The sequence below is a fragment of the Halomonas koreensis genome (assembly GCF_031451675.1).
GTDB lineage: Bacteria > Pseudomonadota > Gammaproteobacteria > Pseudomonadales > Halomonadaceae > Halomonas > Halomonas koreensis.
In genome coordinates this window covers 60,278-76,754 of the sequence record NZ_JARWAK010000004.1, presented here as the reverse complement: position 1 = coordinate 76,754, position 16,477 = coordinate 60,278, and the positions used below count along the sequence as shown (strand labels likewise).

General features: G+C 70.6%; 13 protein-coding genes, 1 other RNA gene and 1 pseudogene. 7 read left to right on the top strand and 8 right to left on the bottom strand.

All coding sequences use genetic code 11. From position 1 onward, the window contains the following. Positions 1–30: 30 nt before the first annotated feature. A pseudogene (gene lptM / locus QC818_RS18425) lies at positions 31–141 on the bottom strand (LPS translocon maturation chaperone LptM); the annotation flags it as partial. Continuing rightward, positions 141–1,577, bottom strand: a complete 1,437-nt coding sequence (gene argH, locus QC818_RS06215) for an argininosuccinate lyase (protein WP_309651976.1) — start codon at positions 1,575–1,577, stop codon at positions 141–143. The pseudogene lptM and the gene argH, both read right to left, overlap by 1 nt. Positions 1,578–1,822: 245 nt before the next feature. Here argH and hemC point away from each other — a divergent pair, with 245 nt between their 5' ends. Genes hemC through QC818_RS06195 form a run of 4 tightly spaced genes read left to right on the top strand, consistent with a single transcriptional unit; the run spans position 1,823 to position 6,230 of the window. Continuing rightward, a complete protein-coding gene (gene hemC, locus QC818_RS06210; RefSeq protein WP_374710061.1) occupies positions 1,823–2,755 on the top strand; it encodes a hydroxymethylbilane synthase in 933 nt (310 codons plus the stop codon). Further along, positions 2,755–3,543, top strand: a complete 789-nt coding sequence (locus QC818_RS06205; protein WP_309651974.1) for a uroporphyrinogen-III synthase — start codon at positions 2,755–2,757, stop codon at positions 3,541–3,543. Before hemC ends, QC818_RS06205 begins: the two co-directional genes overlap by 1 nt. Positions 3,544–3,549: 6 nt before the next feature. After that, positions 3,550–4,977 (top strand): uroporphyrinogen-III C-methyltransferase, encoded by a 1,428-nt coding sequence (locus QC818_RS06200; protein ID WP_309651973.1) that lies wholly within the window; start codon positions 3,550–3,552, stop codon positions 4,975–4,977. Continuing rightward, a complete protein-coding gene (locus QC818_RS06195; RefSeq protein ID WP_309651972.1) occupies positions 4,974–6,230 on the top strand; it encodes a heme biosynthesis HemY N-terminal domain-containing protein in 1,257 nt (418 codons plus the stop codon). The genes QC818_RS06200 and QC818_RS06195 overlap by 4 nt, the downstream gene beginning before the upstream one ends. A gap of 78 nt (positions 6,231–6,308) precedes the next feature. Here QC818_RS06195 and QC818_RS06190 read toward each other — a convergent pair whose 3' ends face one another. Continuing rightward, the gene (locus QC818_RS06190) at positions 6,309–8,630 is read right to left on the bottom strand and encodes a mechanosensitive ion channel domain-containing protein (protein ID WP_309651971.1); all 2,322 of its coding nucleotides are present in this window, start codon (positions 8,628–8,630) and stop codon (positions 6,309–6,311) included. 435 nt (positions 8,631–9,065) lie between these two features. Between QC818_RS06190 and crcB the strand changes: the two genes are divergently transcribed. Both crcB and QC818_RS06180 read left to right on the top strand, forming a co-directional pair. Then, positions 9,066–9,452 carry a fluoride efflux transporter CrcB gene (gene crcB / locus QC818_RS06185; RefSeq protein WP_309651970.1) on the top strand — a complete coding sequence of 129 codons (387 nt, stop codon included), beginning with the start codon at positions 9,066–9,068 and terminating at the stop codon, positions 9,450–9,452. Then, a complete protein-coding gene (locus tag QC818_RS06180) occupies positions 9,449–9,838 on the top strand; it encodes a fluoride efflux transporter FluC (RefSeq protein WP_309651969.1) in 390 nt (129 codons plus the stop codon). Before crcB ends, QC818_RS06180 begins: the two co-directional genes overlap by 4 nt. Before the next feature lie 9 nt (positions 9,839–9,847). Here QC818_RS06180 and pgi read toward each other — a convergent pair whose 3' ends face one another. From pgi to pyk, 3 genes are read right to left on the bottom strand one after another with little or no spacing between them, the layout of a single operon-like run. After that, a complete protein-coding gene (gene pgi / locus QC818_RS06175) occupies positions 9,848–11,491 on the bottom strand; it encodes a glucose-6-phosphate isomerase (RefSeq protein ID WP_309651968.1) in 1,644 nt (547 codons plus the stop codon). A gap of 35 nt (positions 11,492–11,526) precedes the next feature. Continuing rightward, positions 11,527–12,003 carry a methylglyoxal synthase gene (locus tag QC818_RS06170; protein ID WP_309651967.1) on the bottom strand — a complete coding sequence of 159 codons (477 nt, stop codon included), beginning with the start codon at positions 12,001–12,003 and terminating at the stop codon, positions 11,527–11,529. Further along, the gene (gene pyk / locus QC818_RS06165) at positions 11,996–13,462 is read right to left on the bottom strand and encodes a pyruvate kinase (protein WP_309651966.1); all 1,467 of its coding nucleotides are present in this window, start codon (positions 13,460–13,462) and stop codon (positions 11,996–11,998) included. The genes QC818_RS06170 and pyk overlap by 8 nt, the downstream gene beginning before the upstream one ends. 348 nt (positions 13,463–13,810) lie before the next feature. Between pyk and gap the strand changes: the two genes are divergently transcribed. Further along, on the top strand, positions 13,811–14,812 hold the full coding sequence (gene gap / locus QC818_RS06160; protein WP_309651965.1) for a type I glyceraldehyde-3-phosphate dehydrogenase: 1,002 nt from the start codon (positions 13,811–13,813) through the stop codon (positions 14,810–14,812). A gap of 70 nt (positions 14,813–14,882) precedes the next feature. Here gap and QC818_RS06155 read toward each other — a convergent pair whose 3' ends face one another. Together QC818_RS06155 and ssrA are read right to left on the bottom strand one after the other, a co-directional pair. After that, on the bottom strand, positions 14,883–15,623 hold the full coding sequence (locus QC818_RS06155) for a M15 family metallopeptidase (protein WP_309651964.1): 741 nt from the start codon (positions 15,621–15,623) through the stop codon (positions 14,883–14,885). Positions 15,624–16,090: 467 nt separating this feature from the next. Beyond that, positions 16,091–16,469, bottom strand: a transfer-messenger RNA (tmRNA) gene (gene ssrA / locus QC818_RS06150). Positions 16,470–16,477 lie beyond the last annotated feature (8 nt).

The following is a 16,477-nucleotide window of genomic DNA, read 5'->3' as shown; positions in this document are numbered from 1 at the left end:
GTCGGCATCGGCCTGACGGGCGTCGCGGGGGCCGTAGCGCTCCGCCGCGGCCTCGTCGCCGGGCAGGTAGAGCGGGCCCTTCTGGCCGCAGCCGGCCAGCAGGGCCAGCGCCAGCAGGGCGAGCGGGACGAGGCGGCGCATCAGTCCTCGCCTCCCGGGGTGCGCTCGGCGGTCAGCGCGGCCAGGGCCTCGCGAGCCCGCTGGGCGGCGGCGCGCACCTGGTCCGGGGCGGTGCCGCCGATGTGGTTGCGGGCGGCCACCGAGCCTTCCAGGGTCAGCACGGCGAAGACGTCCTCCTCGATGGCATCGGAGAACTGGCGCAGCTCCTCGAGGCGCATCTCGGAGAGGTCCTTGCCCTGCTCGATGCCGTAGGCCACCGACTGGCCGACGATCTCGTGGGCGTCGCGGAAGGCCACGCCGCGGCACACCAGGTAGTCCGCCAGGTCGGTGGCGGTGGAGAAGCCCTGGCGGGCGGCCTCGCGCATGTTGTCGGCCTTGGCCTCGATGGCCGGGATCATGTCGGCGAACGCCTTGAGGCAGTCCTGGACGGTGGTCAGGGCGTCGAACAGCGGCTCCTTGTCCTCCTGGTTGTCCTTGTTGTAGGCCAGCGGCTGGGACTTCATCAGCGTCAGCATGCCCATCAGGTGGCCGTAGACCCGGCCGGTCTTGCCGCGCACCAGTTCCGGCACGTCCGGGTTCTTCTTCTGCGGCATGATCGAGGAGCCGGTGCAGAAGCGGTCGGGCAGATCGATGAAGTCGAACTGGGCGCTGGTCCACAGCACCAGCTCCTCGCTCATCCGCGACAGGTGCATCAGCAGGGTGCTGGCGAAGGCGGTGAACTCGATGGCGAAGTCGCGGTCGCTGACCGCGTCGAGGCTGTTCTCGGCGGGGCGGTCGAAGCCCAGCAGCTCGGCGGTGACGTGGCGATCGATGGGATAGGTGGTGCCGGCCAGGGCGGCGGCGCCCAGCGGCAGCACGTTGACCCGCTTGCGGCAGTCGAGCAGCCGCTCGTGGTCCCGGGCCAGCATCTCCTGCCAGGCCAGCAGGTGGTGGCCGAAGGTCACCGGCTGGGCGGTCTGCAGGTGGGTGAAGCCGGGCATGATGGTCTCGGCCTCGCGGTCGGCCAGCGCGATCAGCCCCTGGCGCAGCCGGGTCAGCTCGGCGGCCACGGTGTCGATCTCGTCGCGCAGGAACAGGCGGATGTCGGTGGCCACCTGGTCATTGCGCGAGCGGCCGGTGTGCAGCTTCTTGCCGGTGATGCCGATCTTCTCGGTGAGGCGCGCCTCGATGTTCATGTGCACGTCCTCGAGGGCCACCGACCACTCGAAGGTGCCGGCCTCGATCTCGGCCTGGACCTCGTCCAGGCCGGCCAGGATGGCGTCGCGCTCGTCCTCGGTGAGCACCCCGACCCGGGCCAGCATGGTGGCGTGAGCCCGCGAGCCCTGGATGTCGTGGTGGGCCAGGCGCCGGTCGAAGTCGACCGAGGCGGTGAAGCGGGCGACGAAGGCATCGGTGGGCTCGCTGAAGCGGCCGCCCCAGGACTGGTTGGTGCTGTTGTTCGTCGGGCTTTGGCTCATCGGGCTGACATCCTGCATGGCTGGGGGATGGGAGGGCGCCGGGCGGCGGGCCGGCTTGACATGGCGGAAAGTGTACCAGAGTCCGGGGGGCAGGCGAGGGGCGCCTGCCCCGGCCGTGCCGGGGGGCGGCGATTTTTCCTGGCCCCTACGGTACTTTATGATGTCGGTAAACCACGAGATCACCGGGCGCCGACGCGAGGGCGCCGGCGCAACCGAACCGGTACGGGGAGAACCACGTGCAAGCCATGACAACGCTGCGTATCGCCACCCGCAAGAGCCAACTGGCCATGTGGCAGGCCGAACACGTCCGCGACCGCCTGATGGCGGCCCATCCCGGCCTGGAGGTGGAACTGGTGGCCATGTCCACGCGGGGCGACAAGATCCTCGACACGCCGCTGGCCAAGGTCGGCGGCAAGGGGCTGTTCGTCAAGGAACTGGAGGAGGCGATGCTCGACGGCCGCGCCGACATCGCCGTGCACTCCATGAAGGACGTGCCCATGCACTTCCCCGAGAGCCTGGGGCTGTCGGTGATCCTCGAGGGCGCCGAACCCACCGACGCCTTCGTCTCCAACCACTACGCCTCCCTGGACGCGCTGCCCGAGGGGGCGCGCATCGGCACCTCCAGCCTGCGCCGCGGCCTGCAGATGCGCGAGGCCCGCCCCGATCTGGAGGTGCTCAACCTGCGCGGCAACGTCCAGACCCGTCTGGGCAAGCTCGACGCCGGCGAGTACGACGCCATCCTGCTGGCCACCTCCGGCCTCAAGCGGCTGGGCCTCGGCGAGCGCATCGCCATGGAGCTGCCGCCGGAGGTCTGCCTGCCGGCCTGCGGCCAGGGTGCGCTGGGCATCGAGTGTCGCATGCACGACGCCGAGCTGATCTCGCTGCTGGCGCCGCTGGACGACCCGGCCACCGCCACCCGGGTGCGCGCCGAGCGCGCCATGAACACCCGACTCGAGGGTGGCTGTCAGGTGCCGATCGGCGGCCATGCGGTGTTCGAGGACGACGGCCAGACCCTGTGGCTGCGGGCCCTGGTCGGCAACCCCGAGGGCACCCAGGTGCTGCGTGCCGAGGGCCGCGGCTCGATCCACGAGCCCGAGGCGCTGGGCATCCGGGTGGCCGAGGAGCTGCTCGACATGGGGGCCGGCGAGATCCTCGCCGAGGTCTACGGCGCCGGCTGATGGCGACCGGGCCGGTCCTGATCTGCCGCCCGGGCCCGCGGGCCGCCGCGCTGGCCGAGGCCATCGCCGCCCGCGGCTTCGCCGTGGAGCGCGGCGAGGCCATGGCGCTGGAGCCGTTGCCCGAAACGGCCGAGACCCGCGGCGCCTGGCTGGACTTCGATCAATTCCGCCGGGTGGTGGTGGTCAGCCCCTACGCCGCGGAGTGCTTGGCCGCGGTGCTGGATCGTTACTGGCCCCAGCTGCCGGTCGGCATCGACTACTACGCCGTGGGCGCGGCCACCGCCGAGACCCTGCATCGCGAGCTGGGCGTGCGCGTGCACGTGCCCCCGGGGGGCGGCGAGACCACCAGCGAGGCGCTGCTCGCCCTGGGATCGCTGCGGCGCCTGGACGACCAGCGGGTGCTGCTGGTCGCCGGGGAGGGCGGGCGCACGCTGCTCGCCGAGACCCTGGCCGCGCGCGGCGCCCGCCTCACCCGCCTGGCGGTCTACCGGCGCCGCCTGCTCGATCCCACCGCGGCCCTGCGCCGCCGCCTGGCCGCGGGCGACTACCGGGCGTTGGTGGTCACCAGCGGAGAAATCCTCGAACATCTGGCAAGATGGTGCGCAGAGACCGCCTTGCACCAACCGCTAATCGTGTCCAGTACCCGGTTGGCTACACTGGCCGGCACGCTGGGGTTTCGTCGCCCCGTCGTGGCGTCCGGCGCCACGCCCGCCGCGCTGGCGGCCGCCGTGGCCGAGGCAGACCCGGAGCAGGCCAATGTCGATCACGACGATCTCGAGAAGGGCTAGCGACAGATGAGCAATCAACACAACGATCAGGACGAACAACAGACGCCCTCCGGCGCATCGGGCGACGCCGCCTCGGCGACCCCGGCGCAGGCCGGCAAGGCCGGCGGCTCGTCGTCGCGCCGCTCGCGGCGCCGGGGCAAGGGCGCCGCTTCCGGGAACGACGAGGCCGGGCGCCAGGAGGCGAGCGCCGCCCCGTCCGCCTCCGCCGAGGCCGAGACCCCGGACGAGAAGAAGGGCGGCGAGTCGACCAAGCGTGGCCCGGCGCCCAAGGCCGCCGGCAGCGACGACAAGGGGGCGGCCGCCTCGCGATCGACCGCCAAAGCCTCGAGCAAGGGCAAGACCGCCGGAGGCAAGGCCGCCGGGGGTGGCCAGGGCGGTGCGCGCGCGACCGGCGGCGGCGACTCCGGCCACGGCGGCGGCAAGGCGGGCGCCCTGGCGCTGGGCCTGGTGGTCCTGCTGGGGGCCGGCGGCGGCCTCTTCGGCTGGCAGGTCTGGCAGAAGCTGGAGACCCAGCAGCAGCGCCTGGCCGCGCTGCCCGACAGCCCCGCCACCCAGGGCGCCCTGGACGACCTGGCGAGCCGGCTGGAGAGCGGCCAGCGCGAGCGGTCCGAGGCCCTCGAGGCGCTGCGCGGCGACTTCTCCGACTATCGCGCCAGCGTCGACGAGGCCCTGGACCGGGTGCTCGAGGAGCTGTCCAGCGAGCAGCAGGCCGACGAGCGGGACTGGCTGCACGCCGAGGCCGCCTACCTGCTGCGCCTGGCCAATCAGCGCCTGCAGCTGGAGCGCGACGTCCAGGGCGCCGCGGCGCTGCTGCGCACCGCCGACGAGCGGCTGCGCGAGGCCGACAACCCGGCGCTGCTGCCGGTGCGCCGCGAGATCGCCTCGGAACTGGCGGCCCTGGAAGCCGTGCCGCGGGTCGACCGCTCCGGCCTCTACCTGGCCCTCAACGCCCAGCAGGAGCGCATCGCCGGCCTGCCGCTGGCCCAGGACATCGAGGAGATCGCCGCCGACGCCACCATCGAGGAGGCGCCCAGCGGCGCCTGGCAGCAGCAGCTGGCGCGCTTCGGCGAGGAGCTCAAGGACCTGGTCACGGTGCGCCGCCACGACGAGGCCCTGGAGGCGCTGATCACCCCGGAGCAGGAGTCCTACCTGCGCCAGAGCGTGCGCCTGATCCTCGAGCAGGCCCAGCTGGCCCTGCTCAAGGAGGAGCAGCCGCTGTATGACGCCAGCCTGGACAAGGCGCTGACCCTGATCCGCGGCTACTACGACACCGACCACGCCGGCGTCCAGGCGGTGCTGTCGCGCCTCGAGGAACTCCAGGGACGCGCCATCCGGCCGGAGCTGCCGGACATCAGCGGCTCCCAGCAGGCGCTGGCGAGCTTCATCGACCACCGCTTCGAGGCCGGCGCCGGCGGCCAGGGAGACGAGGCATGAGAAAGCTGATCCTGCTGGTGGTCCTCGGCCTGGCGGTCGGGGCCCTGTTCGGCCAGCTGATGATGTCGGTGCCTGGCTACTGGCTGGTGCGGGTGGGCGACACCTCCTTCCAGACCTCCTTCTGGTTCGGCCTGGTGGTGCTGCTCGCCGCCTTCATCGTGCTGCACTTCGCGCTGCGCCTGCTGATGCGCCTGACCCGCCCAGTGACGCGCTTCAAGGTGTGGAGCAGCCGCTCGCGCAATCGCAGCGCCATGAAGCGCACCGTGCGCGGTCTGGTGGCCCTGGCCGAGGGGCGCTGGAAGCGCGCCGAGAAGGCCCTGGTCAAGGCCGCCGACGACTCCAGCACGCCGCTGGTGAACTACCTCTCCGCGGCCCTGGCGGCGCACTACCAGGGGCGCTACGAGCAGGCGGACACCCTGCTCAAGCGCGCCCACCTCAGCACCGAGGGCGCCGACACCGCGGTGGGCATGATGCAGGCCCAGCTGATGCTGGATCGCCAGCAGTACGAGGAGGCGCTGGCCATCCTCACCCGCCTGGATCGACACCTGCCCAACCACCCCCAGGTCCTCAAGCAGCTCAAGCAGGCCTACATCAGCCTCAGCGACTGGGACGGCCTGCGCCGCCTGATGCCGCGGCTGGGCGCCCAGCAGCTGATCTCCCCGGAGGAACGCGAGCAGCTTGAGCAGCAGGCCTACCGCGAGCTGATCTCCCGCGAGGCCCGCGAGCCCGGCGACATCGAGCGGGTGCGCAACCTCTGGGCGGACATGCCCGACCACCTGCGCGGCGACGTCGACCTGATCGTGCTCTACGCCGAGGCCCTGGTGCGGGGCAACGAGCAGGGCATCGCCGAGCGCCTGCTGCGCCACTCCCTCAAGGAGCACTGGGACAGCCGGCTGGTGCTGCGCTACGGCCTGCTCGAGGTGGATGCGGCCCGCCAGCTGGTGGTGGCCGAGAAGTGGCTGCAGGAGCGCCCCAACGATCCCGACCTGCTGCTCACCCTGGGGCGCCTCTCGCTGCGCAACGCCTACTGGGGCAAGGCTCAGGAGTACTTCGAGGCCAGCCAGCGCCAGCGTCCCAGCGGCGTGGTGTGCGCCGAGCTGGCGCGGCTCTACGCCAACCTGGGCGAGCACAACAAGAGCCAGCTCTACTACCGCCAGAGCGTCGAGCTGCTCGACAAGTCGCTTCCCTCGCTGCCCCAGCCCGTGGAGCCGGAGGACACCCTGGCGCGCAACAGTGCCCGGGCGGCGTCCTGACGCCGGGACGCGCCGGCCGGAACGCAAAGGGGGCTGCCGATCGGCAGCCCCCTTCGCGTTGGAGTCGGGACGAGGGGATCAGCCCTCGTCGTCCTGGTTGTGCACCTCCCGGGGCGCCGCAGGCGTCGAGCGGGGATCGTAGCGATCGTCGCGGTGCTCGCCGTGGCGGGGCTGGCCCGCGGGGCTGCCGTCGATGGTGAAGTTCTGCTGCATGACGCGCAGGTTGGCCGGTGGCGCGCCGCCCTCCTTGTCCGCCCCGAAGTAGAGGGTGGTGTGCGGGAAGGGGATCTCGATGCCGGCGGCGTCGAAGTGGCGCTTGACCAGCCGGTTGTAGGCGCGGCCCACGGCCCACTGGTTGCCCGGCGTGGTCATGATGCGCACCCGGATGTTCACCGAGCTGTCGGCCAGGGCGATTACCCCGGCCACCTCCAGCGGTTCCAGCAGGTGGGGCTTCTGCTCCTCGTCGGCGGACAGCTCGTCGAAGGCGTCGCGCAGGGCCTGGATGGCCTCGTCGATGTCCTCCCGGTAGGCGATGCCGTATTCGCCGACGTGGTAGGCGAAGTCGCGCATGTAGTTGGAGACGGTGTCGACGCTGGAGAAGGGCACGATGTGGTAGGTGCCGCTGAGGTCGCGGATGCCCACCGAGCGGATGCTGAGCTTCTCCGCGGTGCCGGTGATGCCGCCCACGGTGATCACGTCGCCGGTGTTCATGGCGTTCTCCACCTGGATGAAGACGCCGGTGATGATGTCCTGGACCAGCTTCTGGGCGCCGAAGCCGATGGCCAGGCCCAGCACCCCGGCGCCGGCGATCAGCGGGCCGATGTTGATGCCGATCTCGGCCAGCACGATCATCGCGGTCAGGGTGATCAGGGCGATGGCCAGGGCATTGCGGAACAGCGCCAGCAGCGTCTGGGTCCGCGCCGAGGGCAGGCCGCGGCCCGTCTCCGGGCTCAGCTTGTGCTCGATCAGGCTGGCCAGGGCCAGCCAGGTGCCGGCGGCCACCACCAGGATCACGAAGACGCTGGCGGCGCGGCCCAGCAGGGTGCGGCCCGCCTCGGAGGCGTACCAGCCGGCCAGGTCGAAGGCGCCCCAGGCGGCGAGCACCAGCATCACCACCGCCAGCAGGATGGCGGCGCGAATCACCCGCAGGGCGGTGGGCACGTAGCGGTTGAGGCGCGGCTCCAGCATCGGCAGCTTGCGCCGCAGGTCGTCGCCCAGCCGGATGCGCCGGCCGATGGTCTGGGTCAGGAAGGACGACACCAGCATGCCGCCCAGCACGGCCACCAGGGTCTGCAGGGTCGCCAGCAGCACGAAGGGCAGGGCGTTATCGGGCCGGGTCAGGGTCAGCACCAGCACCACCGAGAAGTAGGCCAGGGCGAACAGGTGCCAGGTGCGGGCGAACAGCTGCAGCGAGACCCGGCTGGCGGCCATGGTGGTGTCCTTGGCCTTGCGCTGCAGGCCGTCGCGCAGGCGCTGGCGATTGCCCAGCACCACGGTCACCGCATAGGCGTAGGCGCCGAGCATGATCAAGGTGCCCACGGTGGCGCCCAGGGCCGGCGACAGGTAGGCGTTGACCAGCGGCACCACCACCATCAGGCCGTAGCCGGCCAGGCCGATCAACCGCGCGATCCAGCGGTTCCAGTAGGAGGCGTCCGCGGCGGCGATGGGCAGCAGGCGCAGGCCCTCGTAGCGCGAGGCGAACAGCGTGCGCACGGCGGCCTTGAGCAGCTCGATGATCAGGAAGGCGTTGAGGAACAGCGAGGCCCGGGTCGAGAGGGCGCCGCTCTCGCCCACCGCGAAGGTGGCCACCAGGTTGCCGCCCACGTAGGCCAGCGCCACCACCAGCACGTCGATCAGCGCCGCCAGGGCCACGCCGAGCACCAGGCGCAGCAGCGGCTGCAGCCCACGGCCGTTCAGCGACCACTGGCTGAGGCGGGCGAACAGCGGCCGCGCCAGGCGCCGGATGGCGACGAAGAGCGCGACCGTGGCCAGGATCACCAGCCCCAGGTTGAGGGTCGCGCTGGCCAGCGCCGCGAGGTCGACCCCCTCGCCGGGCAGGCCGCCCTGGAAGAGGCCGCCGAGGACCTCGGCCAGCTGGCCCACCTGCGCGCCGAGATCGCCGGCGATGCGGCTGGTGAACTCGGCCAGCCGGCGGGGCAGGGACGGCTCGGCCACCGCGGCGGGCGCCTCCGCCTGGGGGGCAGCGTTCGCCTGGGCGCGCAGCTGGTCGATCAGCTGCTGGCGGGTGTCGGGGTTCTCGAGCAGGTCGGCGAGGGTGCTGTTGGCGCTGGCCGAGGCCTCGGCCGCCTCGCCGGTCTGGGCCTGTAGCGGGGCCGAGACCGCCAGCAGGGCGACGGTCAACCAGCCGCCGATCAGCAGAAGGAGTCGTCTAGGGGTCACGCTTGGGCCTCCATGTCGGGCGTGGATCAATCCGCTAGCGGGGATCTTCCCAGGCTTTCGGGGTGAGCGTCGAGTCTCGCGCCAGCGTCTTTCATATACAAGAGGTGTACAGATTTAGATTATTGTGCCACATTGTGATCAGCCATTCATGGCTACGTCCTTCTCAAGGCAAGCATGTCTTCGCGCCGCCCGCCAGGGCGGCGCATTTTTGTGGCCGCTCGCCGGCTCGGCTATTGACCTGGCAAGCAAATAGATCATCCTGATCTCTTTGCTTGTCGCCCGCGCCACCCTGGCGCAGAGGCGTGGATCTGCTGGTGTGGCGCGGGTTCGCGCCGGCCTGTCGGCCGGTGGGGCACGTCCCTGTGCCGCGATCAACCCGGCATAAAGGCTTGCCGGGTTGATCGCATGAGCGCGCATTCATGGAGGAGGGGGCGCATGACCGTCGGTATCGTCGGCCTGGTACTGGTGGCCCTGGGCGGCGCGCTGGGCGGCATGGCGCGCCTGGCGGTGACCGAGCTGCTGGCGCGGCGGCTGGGGCGCGGCTTCCCCTGGGGTACCCTGGCGGTGAACGTCGCCGGCACCCTCGCCATCGGGGCCCTGGCCGCCCGCAGCGGCTGGCCGGCGGCTACCGGCCCGGCCTGGCTGGCCCTGGCGGTGGGCGGGTTGGGCGGCTTCACCACGGTGTCGTCCTTCAGCCTGCAGACCCTGTCCCTGTGGCAGGCGGGCCGCCCGGGCGCGGCCCTGGCCAATGTCCTGGCGACCCTGGGGGCCGGGCTCGCCGCCGGGGCGCTGGGCTGGTGGCTGGCGGGGGGCGGGGCATGAGCGGCTGGCGCGGCTACCTGGCGGTGGGCCTGGGCAGCGGCCTGGGCGCGGCGCTGCGCCACCTGGTGGCCCAGGGACTCTTCCATTGGCTGGGCGGTGCCTTCCTGTGGGGCGCCCTGGCCGTCAACCTGCTCGGCTCCTGGCTGATCGCCGCCTTCGCCGCCCGGGCGGCCCACCGCCTCGCCGGCCGCGCGGCCCGCTGGCAGCCCTTCCTGGTGGCGGGGTTCTGCGGCGGCTTCACCACCTTCTCGCTGTTCGGCCTCGAGACCCTCTACCTGCTGGAGACCGGGCGGCCGGCGCTCGCCCTGACCTACGGCCTGGGCAATGTGCCGCTCTGGCTGGCCGCCGCCTGGTGGGGTCAGCGGGCCGGGCGGCCGGCCCGCTGACGCCGAGGCTCAGGACGAGGCCTTGCGCTTCCGGCGCTTGGTGGGCTCGGCCTTGGCCTCGGTCGGTGTCGGGAAGTGCTCGCGAACCAGCTTCAGCAGCCCCTGGGTGGAGGCATCGAAGTCCTGGCTGTGGGCGTCGAGGCGGCTGCTGATCTCGCCGGCGATGCGCTTGCCGAGCTGCACGCCCCACTGGTCGAAGGAGTTGATGTTCCAGATCACCCCCTGGACGAACACCTTGTGCTCGTAGAGCGCGATCAGCGCGCCGAGGTTCTTCGGCGTCAGCTCGTCGAGCAGCAGGGTGCTGGAGGGGCGGTTGCCCGGACAGCTGTAGGGATCGAGCTCGCCGCCCTTCTGGCTGCCCTCCATGAAGGCGTTGGCCTGGGCCAGCATGTTGGTGAGCAGGGCGAAGTGGTGATCCTCCATGCCCGGCTCGGGCTTGAGCGAGGCGATGAAGTCGATGGGCACGTAGCGGGTGCCCTGGTGGAGCAGCTGGAAGAAGGCGTGCTGGCCGTTGGAGCCGGTCTGGCCCCAGACGATGGGCCCGGTCTTGTAGTCCACCGGCTGGCCGAAGATATCCACCGACTTGCCGTTGGACTCCATGTCGAGCTGCTGGAGGAAGGCCGGCAGCTGATGCAGGGCCTGGTCGTAGGGCACGATGGCCTGGGTCTCGGCGCCCTGGAAGTTGATGTACCAGATGCCGATCAGCGCCATCAGCACCGGCATGTTGGCCTCGTTGGGCGCGGTCAGGAAGTGCTGGTCCATCTCGTAGGCGCCCTGGAGCATCTCCATGAAGCCGTCGAAGCCCACGGCGAGCGCGATGGGCAGGCCGATGGACGACCACATGGAGTAGCGCCCGCCGACCCAGGCCCAGAACTCGAAGACGTTCTCCTCGCGGATGCCGAACGCCATGGCCGCCTGGCGGTTGGTGGAGGCGGCGACGAAGTGGGCGCCCACGTCGGCGTCCTCGCCGGCCTGCTCGAGGAACCAGCGCCGGGCGGTGTGGGCGTTGAGCAGCGTCTCCTGGGTGGAGAAGGTCTTGGTGGAGACGATGAACAGGGTGGTGGCCGGGTCGAGGCCCTGGAGCACCTTCTGGATGTGGGCGCCGTCGACGTTGGAGACGAAGTGGAAGTTGAGCTCGGGATGGCGGTACTTGAGCAGCGCCCGGCAGGCCATGTTGGGGCCGAGGTCGGAGCCGCCGATGCCGATGTTGACCACGTCCTTGATGCGTTGGCCGTCGTAGCCCTGCCACTCGCCGCTGCGCACCGCCTCGGAGAAGCGCTGGATCTGCTCCCGGGAGCGGTGGATCTCGGGCATGACGTCCTGGCCATCGACCCACAGCGGGCCCTCGCCGAGGTTGCGCAGGGCGGTGTGCAGGACGGGGCGGTCCTCGGTGACGTTGATGATGTCGCCGGAGAACATCTGGGCGCGGCGCTGGACCAGGGCCGAATGGTCGGCGAGCTCGAGGAGCTTGTCGAGCACGGCGTCGGAGAGGTGGTGCTTGGAGTAGTCGAGGAAGAGCCCGCCGACGCGCAGGCTCATCTTGTCGAAGCGCTGGGGGTCGGCGGCGAAGTAGTCGGCGATGCGGTCATGGGTGGTGTCGGCCTGGAGCCGTTTCAGGGCCTGCCAGGTGACGCTGCGGGTGAGCTGGAACATGCGGGAGTCCTCTCGTTGTCGTCCTGGCGCCGGGGTCAGACGGTGCGCTCCGAGATCCAGCCGCCGGCATCGGGGATGGCCATCTCGTAGTCGCGGTCGAGCCAGGGAGAGCTCAGCAGGAAGTCGGCGCTGGAGGGGTTGCAGGCCACCGGCAGGTTCCACAGGGCGGCCAGACGCAGCAGGGCCTTGACGTCGGGATCATGGGGCTGGGGCGCGAAGGGATCCCAGAAGAACACCAGCAGATCCAGGGCCTGTTCGGCGATGCGCGCGCCGATCTGCTGGTCGCCCCCCAGGGGGCCGCTCATCAGCGGCTCCACCTCGAGTCCCAACTGGCCGGCGATGCGGCTCGCGGTGGTGCCGGTGCCTGTCAGTCGATGCCGTGCCAGGGTGTCCCGCCAGCGGCCGGCCCACTCGAGCATCTCGTCCTTCTTGCCGTCGTGGGCGATCAGGGCGATGCGCTTGCGGCTCGGCAGGGTGCGGCGGACGTCCCGCTGCGGGCGTGTATCACTCATGGTGCGTTTCCACCTCGAGGATCCTCAGGGTATTGGTGCCGCCGTGGGCGTTCATGTGATCGCCCCGGGTGAGGATGACGTGATCGCCGGCGGCGGTGAGGCCCTGGGTCACTACGAGCTCCAGGGCCCGGTCGTGGAGCTCGGCGGCGGCCATCCCGCTGGTGTCGAAGGGCAGCGAGATCACCCCACGATACAACGCCATGCGCCGCTGGGCGACGGGGTTGTGGGCCAGGCCGATGATCGGCAGCCGCGAGCGGATCCGCGAGGCGATCAGCGGCGTGTAGCCGGTGGCGGTCATGCAGGCGATGGCCGCCACCCCCGACAGGTGGTTGGCGGCGTACATCGCCGACAGGGCGATGGTCTCGTCGATGCGCTCGAAGCCTTCGTGGATGCGATGGCTCGACTCCTGGGCGATGCGCTCGCGCTCGGCGCCCAGGCAGACCCGCGCCATGGCCTCCACGGTCTCCGCCGGGAAGTCGCCGGCGGCGGTCTCGGCGGAGAGCATCACCGCGTCGGTGGCGTCGAGCACGGCGTTGGCCACGTCGAACACCTCGGCCCGAGTGGGCAGCGGCGCCTCGATCATCGACTCCATCATCTGGGTGGCGGTGATCACCGCCCGGTTGAGGGTGCGGGCGCGCTTGATGATGCGCTTCTGGGTGCCGATCAGCGCCTCGTCGCCGATCTCCACGCCGAGATCGCCGCGGGCCACCATCACCGCCTCGCTGGCCGCGATGATGGCGTCCAGGGTGGCGTCACTGGCCACCGCCTCGGCGCGCTCGAGTTTGGCCACCAGGCCGATCTCGGCCCCCGCCTCGCCGAGCAGCGCCCGGGCCTCGTGCATGTCCTCGGCGCTGCGCGGGAAGGACACCGCCAGGTAGTCCACGCCGATGGCGATGGCGGTGGCCAGGTCGGCCTTGTCCTTGTCGGTCAGCGCCGGGGCCGAGAGGCCGCCGCCCTGCTTGTTGATGCCCTTGTTGTTGGACAGCTCGCCGCCCACCACCACGGTGGTGTGGATGGCGCTGCCCTCGACCCGGGCGACGTCGACCACCACCCGGCCGTCGTCGAGCAGCAGGCGGTCGCCGGCGACCACGTCGGAGGCCAGAGCCTTGTAGTCGCAGCCCACCCGCTCGGCGTCGCCGGCCTCGCCGTCGAGGGCCACGTCGATGACGAAGGGCGCGCCCTCGGCGAGTTCGACCTTGCCGTCACGGAAGCGGGCGATGCGGATCTTGGGGCCCTGGAGGTCGCCCAGGGCGGCGACGCTGCGGCCCTGGCGGTCGGCGATCTCGCGCACCGCGGCCAGGCGGCGGCGATGGTCGTCCGCCGAGCCGTGGGAGAAGTTCAGGCGCACCACGTCGACGCCGGCGGCGATCATCCGTTCGAGCACGCCCTCCCGGTCGCTGGCGGGGCCCAGGGTGGCGACGATCTTGGTGCGGCGGACGGGGGCGGGGCGATGCGGCATGCCGGTGTCTCCTGTGGGCGCTGTCGGATGCATAGGGTCACGATAGCTTAATGAATGTGATATTACGAAAATTTGGCGCTCATACCAAAGTCTAGCGGCGCTCGGCTCGTCCGCCAGGATCATGCGCAAATAGCCGTCAAGGCGGGGGTTTTGGGTGTTAGGCGGAGACTCATGCTGGTGCCAAGTTTGTAAATTTACTAAATAATGGCTTGTCTCGCGGCTCCCCTTGAGCCACATTGTGGGAAAGACGAGCCATCGGCTCGGGGTGCTCGCCGAGCGGCGCCCCGGTCGGGGCTTCCCTCCTCAACATCATCGCAAGACCGCCACGGGTCTGGAGAGGATGACGCCATGACGCTCAGGATCGCCATCAACGGTTTCGGTCGCATCGGACGCAACGTGTTTCGGGCTCTGTACGAGTCGGGTTATCGGGATAGGGTGCGGGTCGTCGCCATCAACGACCTCGGCGCCCCGGCCCTCAATGCCCACCTGCTGCGCCACGACACCGTGCACGGGCGCTTCCCCTTCGACGTCGACCATGACGAGAGCAGCCTCACCGTGGACGGCGACCGCATCGAGATCCTCTCCGAGCGCGACCCGGCGGCGCTGCCCTGGGCGCGCCTCGACGTGGACCTGGTCATGGAGTGCACTGGGCTGTTCACCAAGCGGGCCGAGGCCGCCAAGCATCTCGAGGCGGGCGCCGGCCGGGTGCTGATTTCGGCGCCAAGCCCGGACGCCGACGCCACCGTGGTCTTCGGGGTCAACGAGGACGTGCTCACCGCCGAGCACAAGGTGGTCTCCAACGCCTCCTGTACCACCAACTGCCTGGCGCCGGTGGCCAAGGTGCTGCACGAGACGGTGGGCATCGAGAGCGGCCTGATGACCACGGTGCATGCCTACACCAATGACCAGAACCTCTCCGACGTCTATCACCAGGACCCTTATCGGGCACGCAGCGCGACCCATTCCATGATCCCGACCAAGACCGGGGCCGCGGCGGCGGTGGGGCTGGTGTTGCCCGAGCTGGCCGGCAAGTTCGACGGCCTGGCGGTACGCGTGCCGGTGATCAACGTCTCCCTGGTGGACCTGACCTTCACCGCGAGCCGTGACACCACCAAGGAGGAGATCAACGCCATCGTCGCCGAGGCCGCCCAGGCCTCGCCGGTGCTGGCGGTCAACGCCCAGCCGCTGGTGTCCATCGACTTCAACCACGACGCCAACTCCTCGACCTTCGACGGCAACCACACCCGCGTGAACGGCCGGCTGGTGAAGGTCATGGCCTGGTACGACAACGAGTGGGGCTTCTCCAGCCGCATGCTGGATACCGCCCTGGCGATGCACGCCGCCGGCTGATTCTCGGCAGGGTGCGGCCAAGCGACGCCGGGTCACGCGAGTGACCCGGCGTCGCCGTGTCGGGGCGGCGTCAGAGGCCGCGTCGCCAGCGGCTCTCCAGGGTCACGGGCTCCGTGGGGCCGTAGCGGGCCGCCGGATGGCCGCCGTAATGCGCCCAGAGCGGGTCGCCGAGGTCGAAGTGCCACCACTCGCTGGGCAGGTTGCTGAAGCCCTGGGCGTGCATGGCGTGGTAGAGCAGGCGACGGTTATCGCGGGCGCGGCGCTGGGTCGCGTCGGGGGCTTCCAGGCGCTCCAGGGCGGCGGTGTGCGAGGCCGGCACGGCCTCGTCGAAGAGGGTGCCCATCGGCAGCGGCAGGCCGTCGGCGTCGCACAGGGTGACGTCCACCGCGCCCCCGGTGAGGTGCGGGCTGGGGGCGGCCGGGTCGCGGCTGGGCAGGGCGACGAACTCCCGGGTGCGGGCCTCCAGGGTCGCCTCGTCCAGGCTCGGGTGGCGCTCGCGGATCGCCGCCTGGAGCGTCTCGTAGAGGTACTGCTGCACCCGCCAGGGACGCCAGCCGTCCAGCACCAGCAGGCCGAGGCCCTCGGGCAGGGCGCGGGCCGCCGCCAGTAGCCGCCGGTAGACGCCCTCGCGCACATGGCACTCGTCGACCGCGCCGGGCACGCCGAGCCGGGCATAGGCCGGATAGGCCTTGAGCGGCGGCGGCGCCAGGCTCGTCGGCACCAGCGGCTCGTCGCATTCGGCGATCGGCAGGCGGCCGATCGCGCTCCAGTCGGGGGGCGGCCGGTCGGGGATCGGGGGAAGATCGGGCATGGCGGTCTCGCGTCCGGTGGCGGTAGCTGCCTTCATTACAGCAGCTGTGGCGGATCGCGAGTAAGCCGGCGCGGGCGCGGGGCCTCGGCAGGCGGCTCTAGAATCGAAAAACGCCACCCGGGTGGGGTGGCTTCCTCCTGGTGCTGGTGGAGGCGGCGGGAATCGAGCCCTGGTTGTCGAGAGAGGGCCGATACCGCGCAGGCGGCTCTAGAATCGAAAAAAGCCACCGGGGGCTTCTTTCTGGTGTTGGTGGAGGCGGCGGGAATCGGGCCCTGGTTGTCGAGAGAGGACCGACACCGCGCAGGCGGCTCTAGAATCGAAAAAAGCCACCCGGGTGGGGTGGCTTCCTTCTGGTGTTGGTGGAGGCGGCGGGAATCGGGCCCTGGTTGTCGAGAGAGGGTCGACACCGCGCAGGCGGCTCTAGAATCGAAAAAAGCCACCCGGGTGGGGTGGCTTCCTTCTGGTGTTGGTGGAGGCGGCGGGAATCGAACCCGCGTCCGCCGACACTCGCCCATCGGCTCTACATGCTTAGTTCCGTCTTTTGCTTTAACGCCGCTGACTCCGACGGCCAGGATTCAGCGACGCGATTCCTCTAAGATTTAACGGCTGACGCGAGGACGAAGCCAGCCGCGATCCCATCAGTCTTAGCTCGTATCCCTTTGGCGATGAATGGGCACATCACCGCCGGGCCGGGCTAGAAGCCAGCAGGTTTATGCTGCCAGCGCGCCCTGAGCGTAGTTGTCGTCGTTTGCGACTATTTAATCGTGATGTTGGATTTACGAGATACATCACGCTCTCGGCATGCACCTCAGGGGTTGTCATCGGCGTCGAAGCCATGTCGCCCCCGTAACGCG

Bases quoted from the DNA above. Each gene is read 5' to 3' on its own strand.
- argH (WP_309651976.1), bottom strand. From the start codon at position 1,577: ATGAGCCAAAGCCCGACGAACAACAGCACCAACCAGTCCTGGGGCGGC.
- hemC (WP_374710061.1), top strand. From the start codon at position 1,823: ATGACAACGCTGCGTATCGCCACCCGCAAGAGCCAACTGGCCATGTGG.
- QC818_RS06205 (WP_309651974.1), top strand. From the start codon at position 2,755: ATGGCGACCGGGCCGGTCCTGATCTGCCGCCCGGGCCCGCGGGCCGCC.
- QC818_RS06200 (WP_309651973.1), top strand. From the start codon at position 3,550: ATGAGCAATCAACACAACGATCAGGACGAACAACAGACGCCCTCCGGC.
- QC818_RS06195 (WP_309651972.1), top strand. From the start codon at position 4,974: ATGAGAAAGCTGATCCTGCTGGTGGTCCTCGGCCTGGCGGTCGGGGCC.
- crcB (WP_309651970.1), top strand. From the start codon at position 9,066: ATGACCGTCGGTATCGTCGGCCTGGTACTGGTGGCCCTGGGCGGCGCG.
- QC818_RS06180 (WP_309651969.1), top strand. From the start codon at position 9,449: ATGAGCGGCTGGCGCGGCTACCTGGCGGTGGGCCTGGGCAGCGGCCTG.
- pgi (WP_309651968.1), bottom strand. From the start codon at position 11,491: ATGTTCCAGCTCACCCGCAGCGTCACCTGGCAGGCCCTGAAACGGCTC.
- QC818_RS06170 (WP_309651967.1), bottom strand. From the start codon at position 12,003: ATGAGTGATACACGCCCGCAGCGGGACGTCCGCCGCACCCTGCCGAGC.
- pyk (WP_309651966.1), bottom strand. From the start codon at position 13,462: ATGCCGCATCGCCCCGCCCCCGTCCGCCGCACCAAGATCGTCGCCACC.
- gap (WP_309651965.1), top strand. From the start codon at position 13,811: ATGACGCTCAGGATCGCCATCAACGGTTTCGGTCGCATCGGACGCAAC.
- QC818_RS06155 (WP_309651964.1), bottom strand. From the start codon at position 15,623: ATGCCCGATCTTCCCCCGATCCCCGACCGGCCGCCCCCCGACTGGAGC.